This is a genomic window from Pseudanabaena sp. FACHB-1998 (genome assembly GCF_014696355.1).
Lineage (GTDB): Bacteria > Cyanobacteriota > Cyanobacteriia > Pseudanabaenales > Pseudanabaenaceae > Pseudanabaena.
In genome coordinates, this window is the sequence record NZ_JACJQA010000033.1 from 42,848 (window position 1) to 58,035 (window position 15,188).

Genomic DNA, 15,188 nt, shown 5'->3' on the forward strand with positions numbered 1-15,188 from the left:
GAGTTTCTTCTAAGCTCTACCAGAAAATTACAGATGCAAAAGAGGATATATATAAATGCCCTCCCCCTTTCCTGGAATGAATCCTTATTTAGAAAATCCCGAACTATGGTCGGCTGTGCATAGTCGATTAATTGTGGCGATCGCTGATGCTCTCGCTGACACAATTAGCCAAGACTATCGCATTGAAATCGAGAAGCGCACCTATTGGAGTGATGAAACGGGAGACGATCTGCTAATTGGGATACCAGACGTTGCTTTGCTTAGTCGAAGTACAACAAGCAGCGAAAAAGATAGTGCAACCGCAGTTGCAGAACGCACAGCGATATCCCCTACCCGCATTCTCTTGCCAACCTATGAGGAAATTAGCGAACGCTATCTAGAAATTCGTGAAGTCCAAACTGGAAAAGTAATCACTGCGATCGAGATACTTTCCCCTAAAAACAAAAAGACAGGTGAGGGACGTGAAGCTTATCTTCGCAAAAGAAGGCGAGTTTTACAAACTCAAACCCATTTTATTGAAATTGATCTCTTAAGAACTAATCCATCCTTTCTACAAGGACAACTTCCTCCATCTGATTATCATATTTTAGTCAGTCGCAGTCACGAGCGTCCTGCTGCTGATTTATATGCGTTTTCAATTCGCGATCGCATTCCTAATTTCGCTATTCCGTTACGCTTAGGTGAATTAGAACCGACCCTAGATCTACAAATTTTAGTAGATCAGGTTTATCAGCGCGGACGTTATGACTTAGCGATCGACTACTCTCAACCCACGCAACCACGTTTAAGGAGTCAAGATGAAATTTGGGCTAGTAGCTTAATCAAAAACGATTAAATATTTTTAAAATTGCTTGCAGCGATCCCTATGATTGCAAATCAGGCGGAGCAAAATCAAAGGGCAACTCATTATTAATCGCTTGAATTTGCTTAGCTTCGTAAGCATTTACCTCATTGATATGGGGAATTAAAATTTGCTTGAGCCGATCGCGATAAAAGCGATGCAAACTGTAATTTGGTGTCGCAGGAAATCCGCGCCGTTTTTTATGTTGACCACCCGCCCCCGGGTCAAAGCGCTTGATACCTTGAGAAATAGCCCATTCAATCGGTTTGTAATAGCAAGCATTAAAATGCAAGCAATCAATTTCCTGAACACATCCCCAATAGCGTCCAAATAGTTGATCATCCTTGCGGATGCAGAATGACATCCCCACAGGTTGGGGATGATCTTCGATTTCACCCGCCACAAACACAAGGCGATCGCGGAAACTATGGGAGAGATTTTCAAAAAACTTGCGATTTAAATACTTGCTACCACCCCAGAATTTATTGCAATGATCGTTATATAGCTCATACATATAGCCGTAGAAATAATGGGGAATCTCTTCACCTGTATACACCCGCATGGTGATCCCCGTGCTTTCGACGGATTTACGCTCCCGCTTAATATTGCGACGCTGATTAGCATTGAAATTTTTTAAATAATCATCAAAATCCGTAAATTCTTGATTTTCCCAAACATAACTATGGTGCATCCAAGTTGTGAAGCCCCGCGATTCCAACTCATGCTTCCAACTCGGATCAACATATAGAAAGTTACAACCCGACATTTGGTAGCGATCGCACAGGCGATCAATCTCCGCCAACATCAAGTCATAGATTTTTGATAATTCAGTGGGATTGTCACTAATCTCAGGATGCACCAAAAAGCGATAACCCACCGCAGGCGTAAACGGAGCCATCCCCAATAACTTCGGATAATACTCAATCCCCAGCCGATAGGACAAATCCGCCCATTGATGGTCAAATACAAACTCCCCTTGGCTATGTCCCTTGATATACAAAGGTGCAGCCGCTACCAATACATCCCCTTGCCAGACTAATAAATGACTCGGTAGCCATCCCTGCTGCGCGATCGCACAGCCCGAAGTTTCTAAATTTGAAAGCCACTCCCATTCAAAAAAAGGAGTCGCCAAAGGTTTTGAGAGAATATTCCATGCTTCAGCCTTGACCTTATTAACCGTATCCACCCAAGTCGTTGTATAACGGGAAGCTTGTTGCAGCATAGTAAAAGTCTGGGCTATATTTTCGGTAAAGTGTTCTCTAAACATAGCTTAACAAATGTCAATCAAACAAGCCTGAGTAAATCAAAACGTTTAGCCCACAATCCTTCTAACTTTCACTCCCTTCTCAGTCAAGAAATAGTGGTGCGCGGCTTCGCCGCGCACCACTATTTCTTGACTTTATCTGTCTATTTCTTTGGTGGGAAAGAAGTAGACTTGATCAGCCCAAGAAATCCATGAATTTATGTAAACAAAAAGTATCCTTTGATACCACTTAAGCTAATGTATATACATGGCACAAGAGACAAAGTAACTCAGTCCATTCATCAATCTAGCTTACCTACTGAATCTAAGTTTTCAGTACCGTGAGGAGATGACGGAAAAAAGAGTTGAAAGTCTAAATCAGTAGATTAACGCTTTGTTGCTCCCCACGATTTGTCGGTCTTTATGGGGCAGTGCTTATTTCAAAGATCGGTGTAGTTTTGATAGCTTCGATAGCCTATTTTGTTATAGGGTCTCTTAGATTATTACCCAATGTTTAATTAGGGTTCTACCTATCACACGAGTAAATTGAGACAAACTTATATAGTTGAAAGATAAGGGCTACAGCGACTAGTTAATCAATACCTAACACGCATTAGTAAACCTCTAGTAAGAAGATAAAATTGAATTACTTGACCCAATGAGTCTAACAGCCTTCTGTTAGACTCATTCAGTTTTTAGGGGGATTTTTATATAAAAAGAGCGATAAATTTTAGGTGGTGCGTCAGAGCCGCACCACCTAAAATTTATCGCTCTTGCCTACAAAGCAAGAGCTAATTTCTGTTAGTTTTTAGAACCAACAAATCTGTGAATTTATGTAAACAAATAGTGTTGTGTAACACCACATGAGTTAACTTATATACATGGCACAAGAGATAAAGCAACTCAATCCAAACGCAAGTCCAGCTTAGATCTTCAAAGCAACCTTTTGATTTAAAAAGGAGGAAAAGCAAATAGAAAGAGTTAAAAGTCAAAATCATCGGATTGACGCTTTGTTGCTCCCCACGATTCTTCGATCTTTACGGGGCAGTGCTTATTCCAAAGATCGGTGTAGTTTTGATAGCTTCGATAGCCTGTATTATTATTAAGGTCTCTTAAATTTTCTCAGTGTCGGTTTAGGTTTTGACCTAGCATTGTTATAAACGAGACAAACTAATTTAGCTAAAAAATAAGGGCTACAGCGTACAGTTAATCAAGAGCGAACACGTCCAGTTAAACCTCTAGTAGAAAACTAATTGAATTATTTTAAGACATGAGTCTAGCAGCCTTCTGCTAGACTCATTGAGTTTTGGGAAGATATCTAAAAAGATGGCGCAATAAGTAGCTGAGCATGATCCATCTTTCGGTAAAATAAACAACAATTCACTATTTTCATAATCTTTACTCAGGGGTAAACGAGCCTTGCCTAAAATCGTTATCGCTGGCAACTGGAAAATGTATAAAAACCAGTCAGAAGCCAAAGCATTTTTCTCAGAATTTCCAACTCACCTTAAAGACACCGCATCTCAAGCGGCGATCGCTGATCGGCAAATCCTTATTTGCGTTCCCTATACCAATCTCGCGATCTTGCAAACCGTCGTACCCGCGATCGGTCAAGCTAACCTCAGTATTGGCGCTCAAAATGTCCATTGGGCAGAAAACGGCGCATTTACAGGGGAAATTTCCGCGCCAATGCTAGTCGAGCTTGGCATTAAATATGTGATCGTTGGACATAGTGAACGTCGTCAGTTTTTCGGCGAGACCGATGAAACCGTCAACAAGCGACTTAAAGCTGCCCAAGCACACGGACTAACCCCTATTCTTTGTGTCGGTGAAAGCAAGCAACAACGGGATGCCAGCGAGACAGAATCTTGGATTTTCTCGCAACTAGCTGCCGATCTCGTCGATGTTGACCAAAATAATTTGATCATCGCTTACGAACCAATTTGGGCGATCGGTACAGGCGACACCTGTGCATCTAGCGAAGCTAATCGTGTAATTGGACTAATTCGTAGTAAACTTATAAACCGCGACGTTACAATTCAGTATGGTGGTTCCGTCAAGCCCGATAATATTGACGAAATCATGGCGCAACCTGAAATAGATGGTGTGCTAGTTGGTGGAGCAAGTCTTGACCCAGCAGGCTTTGCCCGAATTGTAAATTATCGCTAGTTTTGTCTATATTTCTTTTTTGTTTACAAGCTGTCCATATATAGCAAGTATATAAAGATAGCGATCGCCACAGCCGACATAACCATAGCAAAGCTTATTAAGTTATAAAAATTGACTTTATGAGATCTACTTTGTTATAATTATGTGCTGTTGATTAGAATACACAGCCGCAGATATACCAAATCATCACTTATGCCCACGATCCAACAGCTCATCCGCAGTGAGCGCCAAACCATAAACACAAAAACAAAATCTCCTGCCCTAAAAAGTTGTCCTCAACGCAGGGGAGTATGTACGCGCGTCTACACTACAACACCCAAAAAGCCTAACTCGGCACTTAGAAAAGTTGCCCGCGTACGCTTGACTTCTGGATTTGAAGTCACCGCATACATCCCTGGAATTGGGCATAACCTCCAAGAACACTCCGTTGTGATGATTAGAGGCGGTCGTGTAAAAGATTTACCAGGTGTGCGTTATCACATTATCCGTGGAACACTCGATACTTCGGGCGTAAAGGATCGTAAGCAAGGACGCTCTAAGTATGGTGCGAAGCGACCCAAGCCCGGTCAAGCCCCAGCCGCAAGCACTGGCAAGAAGAAAAAGTAAAAGCCAGTAATTAATTTATCCATTTAAGTAAAATTAGCAATTCATTTTATAAGGTGAATTTAGTACCGTAATGTCCCGTAGAACGAAAGCGTCAAAACGCATAACTCCCCCTGACTCGGTTTATAACAGCCGCCTCATTAGTATGTTGATCCGTCGTGTAATGTCACGCGGTAAGCACTCTGTAGCTTCTCACATTGTTTACAAGGCTCTTGACACCATCGGCGAACGCACAGGCAACCCACCTCTAGAAGTATTTGACCGCGCCATTCGCAATGCGACTCCCCTAGTTGAAGTCAAGGCTCGTCGTGTTGGTGGTGCTACTTACCAAGTACCGATGGAAGTTCGCACCGATCGCGGTGTAGCTCTAGCTCTTCGCTGGTTAGTCCAATATTCCCGCGCTCGTGCGGGACGTAGCATGGTAACAAAGTTGGCTAACGAACTAATGGATGCCGCCAATGAAACTGGTCAAACCATCCGTAAACGTGAAGAAACCCACAAAATGGCAGAAGCAAACAAAGCCTTTGCCCACTACCGTTACTAAGGTTATTAAACCGTAGCTTACCTCGCTATACTATTCTTAATATAAATTCTCAATTCCTGATAAACCCGAGGAAACTTTTGTGGAACGCACTATTGCCTTAGATAAGGTACGCAATATAGGTATTGCGGCGCACATTGACGCTGGTAAGACCACAACTACAGAGCGTATCCTGTTTTATTCTGGCGTTGTTCACAAAATCGGTGAAGTCCACGATGGGACAGCAACGACAGATTGGATGGCGCAAGAACGTGAACGTGGGATCACGATTACTGCTGCTGCAATCAGTACCAGTTGGAAAGACCATCGCATTAACATTATCGACACTCCAGGACACGTAGACTTCACCATTGAAGTAGAACGTTCCATGCGTGTTCTTGATGGTGTAGTTGCAGTTTTCTGTGCTGTCGGTGGCGTTCAGCCTCAGTCAGAAACTGTATGGAGACAAGCCGATCGCTATAAAGTACCCCGTCTCGTATTCGTCAATAAAATGGATCGCATGGGTGCAAACTTTTTGCGAGTAAGAGAACAGATCCGTGCTCGCTTTGGTTCTAACGCAGTCCCCATCCAACTCCCCATAGGTAGTGAAGCCGAGTTAGTTGGCATTATTGATCTCGTCAAAATGAAAGCCTTCATCTACAAAGATGAAATAGGCAAGGATATTGAGGAAGTAGATATTCCCGATGATTTATCTGACTTAGCTAACGATTGGCGTGCCAAGCTGCTTGAATCTGTTGCAGATTCTGATGATGTTTTAATGGAAAAATATCTTGAAGGTGAAGAACTCACCGAAGATGAAGTTAAAACGGGGCTACGTAAAGGAACCTTAAGTGGTTCGATCGTACCAATGACTTGCGGTTCAGCATTCAAAAACAAAGGCGTACAACTCTTATTAGATGCGGTTATCGATTATCTTCCTGCTCCAAGCGATGTTAAACCAGTCCAAGGTTTACTAGCTAATGGTGAGGAAGCAATTCGTGAAGCAAAGGATGATCAACCAATGTCGGCGCTTGCCTTCAAGATCATGTCCGATCCTTATGGTCGTCTCACCTTTGTGCGCGTTTACTCTGGAATCTTGAAGAAGGGTTCCTACGCCCTCAATCCTGTCAAAAACAAGAAAGAGCGAATCTCTCGCTTGATTATTTTGAAAGCTGACGATCGCCAAGAAGTTGACGAGCTAAGAGCAGGAGATCTAGGCGCGGTTCTAGGACTCAAGGATACATTCACAGGTGATACTCTTTGTGATATTGACTCACCAATTGTGCTTGAGACCCTATTTATTCCTGAGCCTGTAATTTCCGTAGCTGTTGAGCCAAAAACGAAACAGGATATGGAAAAATTATCCAAGGCTCTCCAATCTCTATCTGAAGAAGATCCTACCTTCCGTGTAGCAACTGATTCAGAAACTAATCAGACGATTATCTCTGGTATGGGAGAACTTCACCTTGAAATTCTCGTTGACCGGATGAAGCGTGAGTTTAATGTTGAAGCTAACGTGGGTGCACCTCAAGTAGCTTATCGTGAAACTATTCGCAAGACTGTCACCGACATTGAAGGTAAGTTTGCTCGCCAGAGTGGTGGTAAAGGTCAGTATGGTCACGTTGTGATCAACTTAGAACCTACTGAGGCAGGAACAGGCTTTGAATTCGTATCGAAGATCGTTGGAGGTGTTATTCCTAAGGAATTCATCAAACCTTCGGAGCAAGGTATGAAAGAAGCCTGTGAATCAGGAATTCTGGCAGGTTATCCTCTCATTGACGTGAGAGCAACCCTCGTACATGGTTCTTTCCATGACGTGGACTCTTCAGAAATGGCTTTCAAAATTGCTGGCTCTATGGCAATCAAAGAGGCTGTAATGAGAGCTAATCCTGTTTTACTTGAACCCGTAATGAAGGTTGAAGTAGAAACTCCTGAGGACTACATGGGTGATGTTATTGGTGACCTCAGCCGTCGTCGTGGCAACATTGCAGGTATGGATGATACTGCTTCTGGTAAGAAGATTGAATCAAGGGTTCCTTTGTCGGAAATGTTTGGCTATTCTACTGACCTGCGCTCGTCAACTCAGGGTAGGGCAAGCTTCTCAATGGAATTTAGCCATTATGAAGAAGTACCTAAGAATGTGGCTGAAGCCATCATTGCCAAAAACAAGGGCAAAAAAGAGTAGTCCTTTAAAATACTCAACCAATACTCTATAAACTAGAGTAATAATTACCGAAAATGCTCTACACCTTAGAGTAACAATTACTAAATTTAAGGATAATTACGAAAAAATGGCACGCGCTAAATTTGAGAGAGACAAACCCCACGTTAATATCGGTACTATTGGTCACGTTGACCATGGTAAGACTACTCTAACTGCTGCAATCACCATGTCTCTTGCAGCCGCAGGTCAAGCAACTGCTAAGGCGTACGATCAAATCGATGCTGCACCTGAAGAGAAGGCTCGCGGTATTACCATCAATACTGCTCACGTTGAATATCAAACAACTCAGCGTCACTATGCTCACGTAGACTGTCCTGGTCACGCTGACTATGTTAAGAACATGATCACTGGGGCAGCACAAATGGATGGTGCTATCCTCCTTGTTTCTGCGGCTGATGGTCCCGAACCTCAAACTCGCGAACATATTCTTCTTGCTCGTCAGGTTGGTGTGCCTCAACTGGTAGTTTTCTTGAACAAAGAAGACCAAATGGAAGGTGAAGATGAGCTAGTTGAGCTAGTTGAACTTGAAGTTCGTGAATTGCTCTCTTCCTACGACTTTGATGGCGACAATATTCCCATCACCCGTGGTTCTGCTTTGAAAGCAGTTGAGCAAATGACTTCCAGTCCTAAAACCCAACGTGGTGAAAATCCTTGGGTTGATAAGATTTGGGATTTGATGGATTCCGTTGACTCCTACATTCCTACTCCTGAGCGTGCCGTCGATAAAGACTTCTTGATGGCAGTAGAAGATGTATTCTCCATTACTGGTCGTGGTACTGTTGCTACTGGTCGGATTGAGCGTGGCACTGTCAAGGTTGGCGATGTTGTTGAACTAGTTGGACTTGGTGATACTCGTACCACCACCGTTACTGGTATCGAAATGTTTAAGAAGAGCTTAGATGTTGGTCTGGCTGGTGACAACGCAGGTTTACTGTTGCGTGGTATCCAAAAGGATCAAATTGAGCGCGGTATGGTACTAGCTAAGCCTAAGTCCATCAATCCTCATACTGAGTTTGAAGGACAAGTATACATTTTGACCGAAAAAGAAGGTGGTCGTAAGACTCCTTTCTTCCCTGGCTACCGTCCTCAGTTCTATGTTCGTACAACTGATGTAACTGGAACCATTGCTAGCTTCACTGCCGATGATGGTAGCGATGCAGAAATGGTTATGCCTGGCGATCGCATCAAGATGACTGTAGAGTTGATTAACCCCATCGCGATCGAAAACGAAATGCGTTTTGCTATTCGTGAAGGTGGTCGTACCGTTGGATCGGGCGTTGTAACTAAGATCATCAAATAGTATTTTAGTTTCTTAAGAAAAAAGCCTCGCTACGCGAGGCTTTTTTCTTTTTAATCCACAAAAGTGTTGTCACACTTTTGTGGATTAAAAAGAAAACCCAGTAAGGTTTTTCCAAGGAAGAAATGGCTATGCCATTTCTTCCTTGGGTATTAATAGAGCTAGTCAAATATTTCGGCGGGATCGGCTGTTTGGACTTTGCGAAGAGATAATGTGCCAGAAATAATACACATAGAAATAGTTAATAAAAATAGTTGTAAGAGCCGATCGCTGTTTAATTCCATTAATAATCCTGTAGCGTTTTGAGTCAGGCTATAGAGAATGGCACAAATTGCCATCGCTGGGATAAATCCACAGAGAGACAGCAAAAAAGATTCTTGTAAAACTAATCTAAATAGAAAGATGTTACTGTAACCCATTGCTTTGAGGGTTGCATATTCAGCAAGGTGATCAGATACGTCTTTGTATAAAACTTGATAGACGATGACCACACCCACAATAAACCCCATACCTACGCCTAGCCCAAAGATAAAGCCAATGGGAGTGGCTGCTGACCAATAATTTAGTTCTAGATCAATAAATTCCTGTCTGGTTAATACTTTGACATCTTGATCTAAATGCGATCGCAGTGTGTCTCTGATTGCAATTACATTTACACCTTTTTCTAGTTGGACTAAACCTAAGCTAATGTTGCTAACTAGACGGTCAGGAAATATTCTTAAAAAATTTTGTTCGCTGGTAATGACTGTGCCGTTAGCGGCAAAAGAAACTCCCATTGTAAATAGCCCACCAATTGTGATGTTACGGTTAGATAACTCTTGAGTTAGGGTTTTACCTTGGGCGATCGCCGATTCGTATTCAGTTGCGATTGAGCCATAAAAATCTTCCCTTGAGCCACGATCAAACAAAAAAACATCAGGAAGTTGGGTTTTGTCTAAATCTGGTTGAATATTTGGAAAAAGAAAGGGATTGGCTTGGGGAGAAACACCGATCGCTAAAATATCTTCTTTGATACCCAGTTTAGGCGCATTCCATACGGCTAAGCCAATATAGGCGGGATGTACTGATTTTACGCCAGTAAATCCTAGAGCTTGAAACAGTCGGCGACGGGGGAATTGTCTGAGATTGAGTAAATTATTAGAGCTAGGATGAATCAGTATTAAATCACTACGCAAATTAAGATGCAGTAGTACAGCACTTTTAAATAAAGATTCTTGAAAGCCTAGCTGCATGGCAATCAAGATCACAGCAAACATAATGCCCAGTATGGCGATCGCTAGACGACCTTTTTGATAAGTGAGTTGCAGCCAAGCTAAAGGAATCGCAAACATACAAAATGTGGTGTACCCCAAACCAATATTCGCATTTTAAAAATTAAATATTAGCTAAGGGAGTAGCAGTGCCAAGCACGGCTACTCCCTTAGCTAATATTTAGGATGGAGGTGTAGATTTGAGATATTTGTACAACCAGCCACATCCTCCTAAACAAGTGCGCTTATCTTCTTCGGAAACATTAATGTTAGTTCGTAAATATTCTTGTAACCATTGACAGCCGCGCATTAATAAATTTTCTAAATCGAGATTCCACATGATGATTTTGCGATCTTCACCCGTGGAAACTAAGATTTTGCCATTTGGACTAAAGCAGACACTTCTTACAGGACCTTGATGACCATTAAAAGTTCGTAATAACGTACCGTCACCACTCCAAAATTGAATTGTGGAATCTTCGCTAGCTGAAACGATAGATTTACCATCGGGGCTAAAACAAACGCTAGTTACTTCGGCGCTGTGACCGTTTAAGGTTTTGATCAATTGACCATCAATACTCCAAAGTTTTACGCTTTGATCCATACTGCCACTGGCAATCATCATGCCATTAGGGTTAAAACAAACCGTATAAACCTCAGCACTATGTCCGTCTAAAGTGCCAAGTAGGTTACCATCCCAACTCCAAAGGTTGATTAATTTATCTTTGCTAGCCGACGCTAACATGCTGCCATCGGGACTAAAATCGATACTATAGACTTCAGCAGCATGTCCTGTTAGGGTTTGTAACCATTTGCCATCAGCACTCCAGACTCGCACAGTGCCATCAGCACTACAAGATGCAAATACTTGTCCATCGCAACGGTAAACAACTTTATAAATTTCTGCACGATGGGCGCTGATAGTCTCAATGAGAGAACCATCAGTACGCCACATTTTGATACTAGCATCGGCTCCTGCTGTCAAAATTGTAGAACTGTCAGGGCTGAACGTAACACAGTTAACTTTGTCATTATGCCCTTCTAAAACAGCTTCCAGAGTACCGTTAGGATTCCAGAGATTTACAGTCTTATCCTTACAAGATGAGGCAAGGAATTTTGAATTAGGGCTAACTGCTACGGAGAAAATTTCATCTGTATGCCCCATTAAAGTTCGTAGGGGTGTGCCTCTAATTGACCAAAGTTTTACGGTAGTATCACGACTGGCGGACGCAAGATTTTTGCCATCGGGACTAAAGGCAATACTATGAACCACATCTCCATGTCCTTGAAAGGTATAGAGTAAGCCCTGTTCAATGTCCCAGACGCGAATGGAGCGATCAAATCCACTAGAGGCAATGGTGTGATTATCGTGGCTAAAGGCGACACTCCAAACCTTATCGGAATGACCATAAAAAGTTTTAATTAAAACTCCATCGGAACCCCACATTTTGACAGTGCGATCGCGGCTACCTGAAACGATCGCTAAGCCATTAGGTGCATAGGCAACACTTTCGACAAAACTATCATGCCCGCGCAGATGTCTGATAGGTACACCAAGGGTATTCCAAATAATTAAATTGCGATCGGCACTGCCTGAAACTAGGGACTTACTATTAGGGTGAAAAGAAACGCAGGTCACCCAGCGATCGTGTCCTCCGCGCAAAGTGCGAATTGCCGTACCATCACTTTTCCATAGTTTAACCGTCGTATCCTCACTCGCAGAAGCGATCATTTCTCCGTCATGGCTAAAGCAAACATCTAGCACGGGTCCATCATGACCTTTGAGGGTAGCGCTCGGTTGAGAGTCAAAGGTATCGGTCGAGGAGTTGCGCCTCCAGAGTTTGATCATGTTGTCGCGGCTACCTGACACGAGCAAATTACCATCGGGGCTAAAAGCGACGCTAGTTACCCAGTTGGTATGCCCTACTAAGGTTTGGAGTAATACACCTGAAGCATTCCATATTTTGATTGTGCGATCGCTACTAGCCGAGGCAATAAATTGACCATCGCGGGAATAGCTAACTTTGTTAACCCAGAATCCATGACCTTCGAGACGGTTATATTCATGAGTGCCGTAAACTACTTGTTCCAGTGCGGTAATAGCCCGAATTTGCGTATTAGCTCGAAGATTTTCTAAAGTAGTAGCATCAACTTGGGTAGTAAGGCGCTTGAGCTGGACTCCGCCGATTACGCCTGCAATCATCGCCTCTAAATGATTATTAGAAAGGTAGAGAGCTTCGGAGGAAATTGTAAGGGCGACAATTTTTTCATTGATTTCGCCCATCTCGGCGATCACTCGTTGGCGGCGCTCAGAATCAAGACTTTTTTCTAGTTCCTGACTCAACTTTTCGAGGCGATCGGCATCGGCAGCGCGAGCTGCCATGAGCTGCTCACGTTCATTAACCCTTTGGGATGCGTCTAAAAAGTTGAGATCAATTCTTGATAAGTCTGGCTGCCCTTCGGCCCAAGCTAAGGCTTCGGCTAAACGAGTCCCACGTAGCAAACAAGATTCGTCACTTTCTTCCGATCGCTCCCATGCTTGTAAGGCTTCAAGATAGGGACAGTTGCGGATCTCGGAGAAAACAACTTTTTGTTTGACTTTGATTACAACTATAGAAACATCATCGTCAGGGATGTCCGAGCCAGAAAATTCATCTAGAGCTTTCTTTAATCCCTGTAAAATTTCGATTGCGGATTGCTCAGCTAATTGGATGACGATTTTACGCAAGTCGGAAATATCATCACCATTGGAACGCCCAAATTCTTCGCCAAGGGAATTACTAGCTTCAAATAATCCATCGCTAAAAAATATGACTACGTCCCCTTCCTTCAGAGAACGTGAGGTTGCTCGGTATGTGGCACTATCAAAACGTCCCAAAGCGATCGCAGGATTAACCACCTCTTCACAACTATTGGTCTCATCACGATAAATCAAAGGACCAGGAATACCTGCATTACCTAAATGTAGTTCATAGGTAACGAGATCGAGCGCTCCATAGCAAAGTGCAACCGCATCATCAGTACGACTTTTGCACAATAACTGATTTAGGGAATTAAGCATGGAAGCAGGATTTTGCAATCTGCCCTGTTGAGCATAGGCATCCAGTTGTCCTTTAAATAAAGCAGCATGAATAGCTCCAGCAACAGACTTGCCTGAAGAGTCGGCGATCGCCACTGCCAAAGTTCCTGACTGCTCCAGAAACTGGTAATAATCTCCGCCAAGATCTACCGCCGTCCAAACTTCCGCAGCAATATCTAGCCCAGGGTAAGAAGGCAAGCTTTGTGGCAATAAGCTTCTTTGCAGCAATCTGCCACTTGAAAGGTCACTGGAAGTTTCAATTAACTGCATACACTGATAGACAGGGCGATCCTCAGAACAAATATTAGCAACACTGATCTCAATTATTTGTAATAGTCAAACCGTTCGTTAAGCGTGATTCCCAAAAATCGTGTTTCTATGCACACAGAGAATCATAACCCCTAAAACCGAATAAATTAATACACGTAAAATCTTATTTTAGTTTAGGCAAAATTATTTTAGCTGTTGTTTAGATCTAGGGATTTACTCTACCTCTAATTTACGAATAAAAGACGGAAGAATAATTCTAAGTAGCTACTCCCTTCCTATCCAAAGATTAGTGGTGCGGCGCGAAGCGCTGAACCACTAATCTTTGGATAGAGATAGCGGTAATTAACTCTAGAGATTTTCTCAAATCCATAAAATTAATTAACTTAAAAATATTCTATTCACAGAATTTTATTTATTTATTCACATTCAAGGGTTTCACGGGTTAGCCTACCTGTTATTGGGTTTTGTCCCTTAGCTACTTGGCAAAGTTTTTGGCGGATTGGTGGACGTAAATCGACATCAGTAAAGTCAGCACCTTCAATAATCACTCCATTGAATGAAGTGCCATAGGCAAACGATCCTTCAATTACGGCATTAGTCAAATTTGCTTTATCGAGTCGAGCATTATCAAGAGTGCTATAGCTTAAATTTGCCCCTGTTAGATTGGCTTCTTTCATATTTGCCGCAAAAAAACTCACACCTTGAGCATCGGCATTTACAAAAGATGAACTTCGTAAATCTGATTCATTAAATTGATAGCCTTGGAGCGATCGCCCAGAAAAATCTGCACCTTCTAGAAAAGCTTTCACATATACGTCGGCAAAAACTGGCTTAGCCACAACCATCACTAAGGTTAAACACAGCAATATATTGATGAATCTAAATATAAGGTTGCGGAAGGAGAAATTTATGAGTTTCATAATCTTATTTCTGGATGTTATTGAGACTAACATATGTAGCTAGGCGAAATTAAATATAAAATCACCAAACCCATGGCGCACGCTGCGCGTGCGCCATGGGTTTAGGTTCTGTTTTTTTAATTATGTCCAGCTACTTATACGGGCTGTAGCTATATTTAGAAGAAACCATTTTTGAGTCTCATCCAGAGTTTATGGCAAAACAAGTGGGCGATCGCGGGGAAATTTTAGTAGCTCAACTTTTAAAAGATCATGGTTGGCAGATCTTAGAAACCCAATGGCGCTGTCGGTGGGGGGAACTAGATTTAATCGCTTGCGATCGCCAATGGTTGCTGTTTGTAGAAGTGAAAACTCGTAGCGATCGCAATTGGGATGCCGATGGGAGTCTAGCTATTACGCCGCAAAAACGAGACAAAATTATTAAATCAGCTTCAGTATTTTTAGCAAAACATCCACCGCTAGCTCATTTGGCTTGCAGATTCGACGTAGCTTTAGTTCGTCGATCTATAAGCAGGGATGAGTCGAGCAATCTCCCCAAGTCTAATTTTTACTTGCAAGCTTATATCGAACAAGCTTTTATTGAGGAATAGCTTTAAATCCTTTGTCTTCTTAAAAACTAAATTAAAACTCTAAAGATAAGGGGCGGCGTTTGCGCCGCCCTTATCTTTAGAGTTTATGTCCTAAGCTAAATTCTTGATTCAGAAGAGAGAAAATAAAGCTATAGCCAGTATTGCTATGACACAACCCCAAGAAGCGAGTTGCCGCGCAACTCGCT

At 42.5% G+C, this 15,188-nt stretch carries 11 protein-coding genes; 7 read left to right on the forward strand and 4 right to left on the reverse strand.

Annotated elements, in window-relative coordinates; all coding sequences use genetic code 11:
• The first annotated feature begins 55 nt into the window (after positions 1 to 55).
• On the forward strand, positions 56 to 835 hold the full coding sequence (locus H6F42_RS14070) for a DUF4058 family protein (RefSeq protein ID WP_190400002.1): 780 nt from the start codon (positions 56 to 58) through the stop codon (positions 833 to 835).
• Between the two features lie 28 nt (positions 836 to 863).
• Here H6F42_RS14070 and H6F42_RS14075 read toward each other — a convergent pair whose 3' ends face one another.
• Positions 864 to 2,063 carry a GNAT family N-acetyltransferase gene (locus H6F42_RS14075; RefSeq protein ID WP_190400203.1) on the reverse strand — a complete coding sequence of 400 codons (1,200 nt, stop codon included), beginning with the start codon at positions 2,061 to 2,063 and terminating at the stop codon, positions 864 to 866.
• Positions 2,064 to 3,503: 1,440 nt separating this feature from the next.
• On the opposite strand from H6F42_RS14075, the gene tpiA reads away from it, so the two are divergent.
• The 5 genes from tpiA to tuf all read left to right on the forward strand — a co-directional run bounded on the left by tpiA (position 3,504) and on the right by tuf (position 8,900).
• Entirely contained in the window at positions 3,504 to 4,253 is a 750-nt protein-coding gene (gene tpiA, locus H6F42_RS14080; RefSeq protein WP_190400003.1) for a triose-phosphate isomerase, read from the forward strand.
• A 192-nt stretch (positions 4,254 to 4,445) separates the two neighbouring features.
• On the forward strand, positions 4,446 to 4,859 hold the full coding sequence (gene rpsL / locus H6F42_RS14085) for a 30S ribosomal protein S12 (RefSeq protein WP_126384375.1): 414 nt from the start codon (positions 4,446 to 4,448) through the stop codon (positions 4,857 to 4,859).
• 70 nt (positions 4,860 to 4,929) lie between these two features.
• A complete protein-coding gene (gene rpsG / locus H6F42_RS14090) occupies positions 4,930 to 5,400 on the forward strand; it encodes a 30S ribosomal protein S7 (RefSeq protein ID WP_126384378.1) in 471 nt (156 codons plus the stop codon).
• A gap of 79 nt (positions 5,401 to 5,479) precedes the next feature.
• A complete protein-coding gene (gene fusA / locus H6F42_RS14095; RefSeq protein WP_190400004.1) occupies positions 5,480 to 7,561 on the forward strand; it encodes an elongation factor G in 2,082 nt (693 codons plus the stop codon).
• A gap of 106 nt (positions 7,562 to 7,667) precedes the next feature.
• Positions 7,668 to 8,900 (forward strand): elongation factor Tu, encoded by a 1,233-nt coding sequence (tuf, locus tag H6F42_RS14100; RefSeq protein ID WP_190400005.1) that lies wholly within the window; start codon positions 7,668 to 7,670, stop codon positions 8,898 to 8,900.
• Positions 8,901 to 9,058: 158 nt separating this feature from the next.
• On the opposite strand, the gene devC is transcribed toward tuf, so the two are convergent.
• The 3 genes from devC to H6F42_RS14115 form a co-directional block, all read right to left on the reverse strand.
• Positions 9,059 to 10,228: an ABC transporter permease DevC gene (gene devC / locus H6F42_RS14105; protein WP_190400006.1), complete on the reverse strand. Its 1,170-nt coding sequence runs from the start codon at positions 10,226 to 10,228 to the stop codon at positions 9,059 to 9,061.
• A 100-nt stretch (positions 10,229 to 10,328) separates the two neighbouring features.
• Complete coding sequence (locus H6F42_RS14110) at positions 10,329 to 13,496, reverse strand: SpoIIE family protein phosphatase (protein WP_190400007.1); 3,168 nt, start codon at positions 13,494 to 13,496, stop codon at positions 10,329 to 10,331.
• A gap of 416 nt (positions 13,497 to 13,912) precedes the next feature.
• Positions 13,913 to 14,416, reverse strand: a complete 504-nt coding sequence (locus H6F42_RS14115) for a pentapeptide repeat-containing protein (protein ID WP_190400008.1) — start codon at positions 14,414 to 14,416, stop codon at positions 13,913 to 13,915.
• A gap of 191 nt (positions 14,417 to 14,607) precedes the next feature.
• Here H6F42_RS14115 and H6F42_RS14120 point away from each other — a divergent pair, with 191 nt between their 5' ends.
• On the forward strand, positions 14,608 to 15,003 hold the full coding sequence (locus H6F42_RS14120; RefSeq protein WP_190400009.1) for a YraN family protein: 396 nt from the start codon (positions 14,608 to 14,610) through the stop codon (positions 15,001 to 15,003).
• Positions 15,004 to 15,188: the final 185 nt, after the last annotated feature.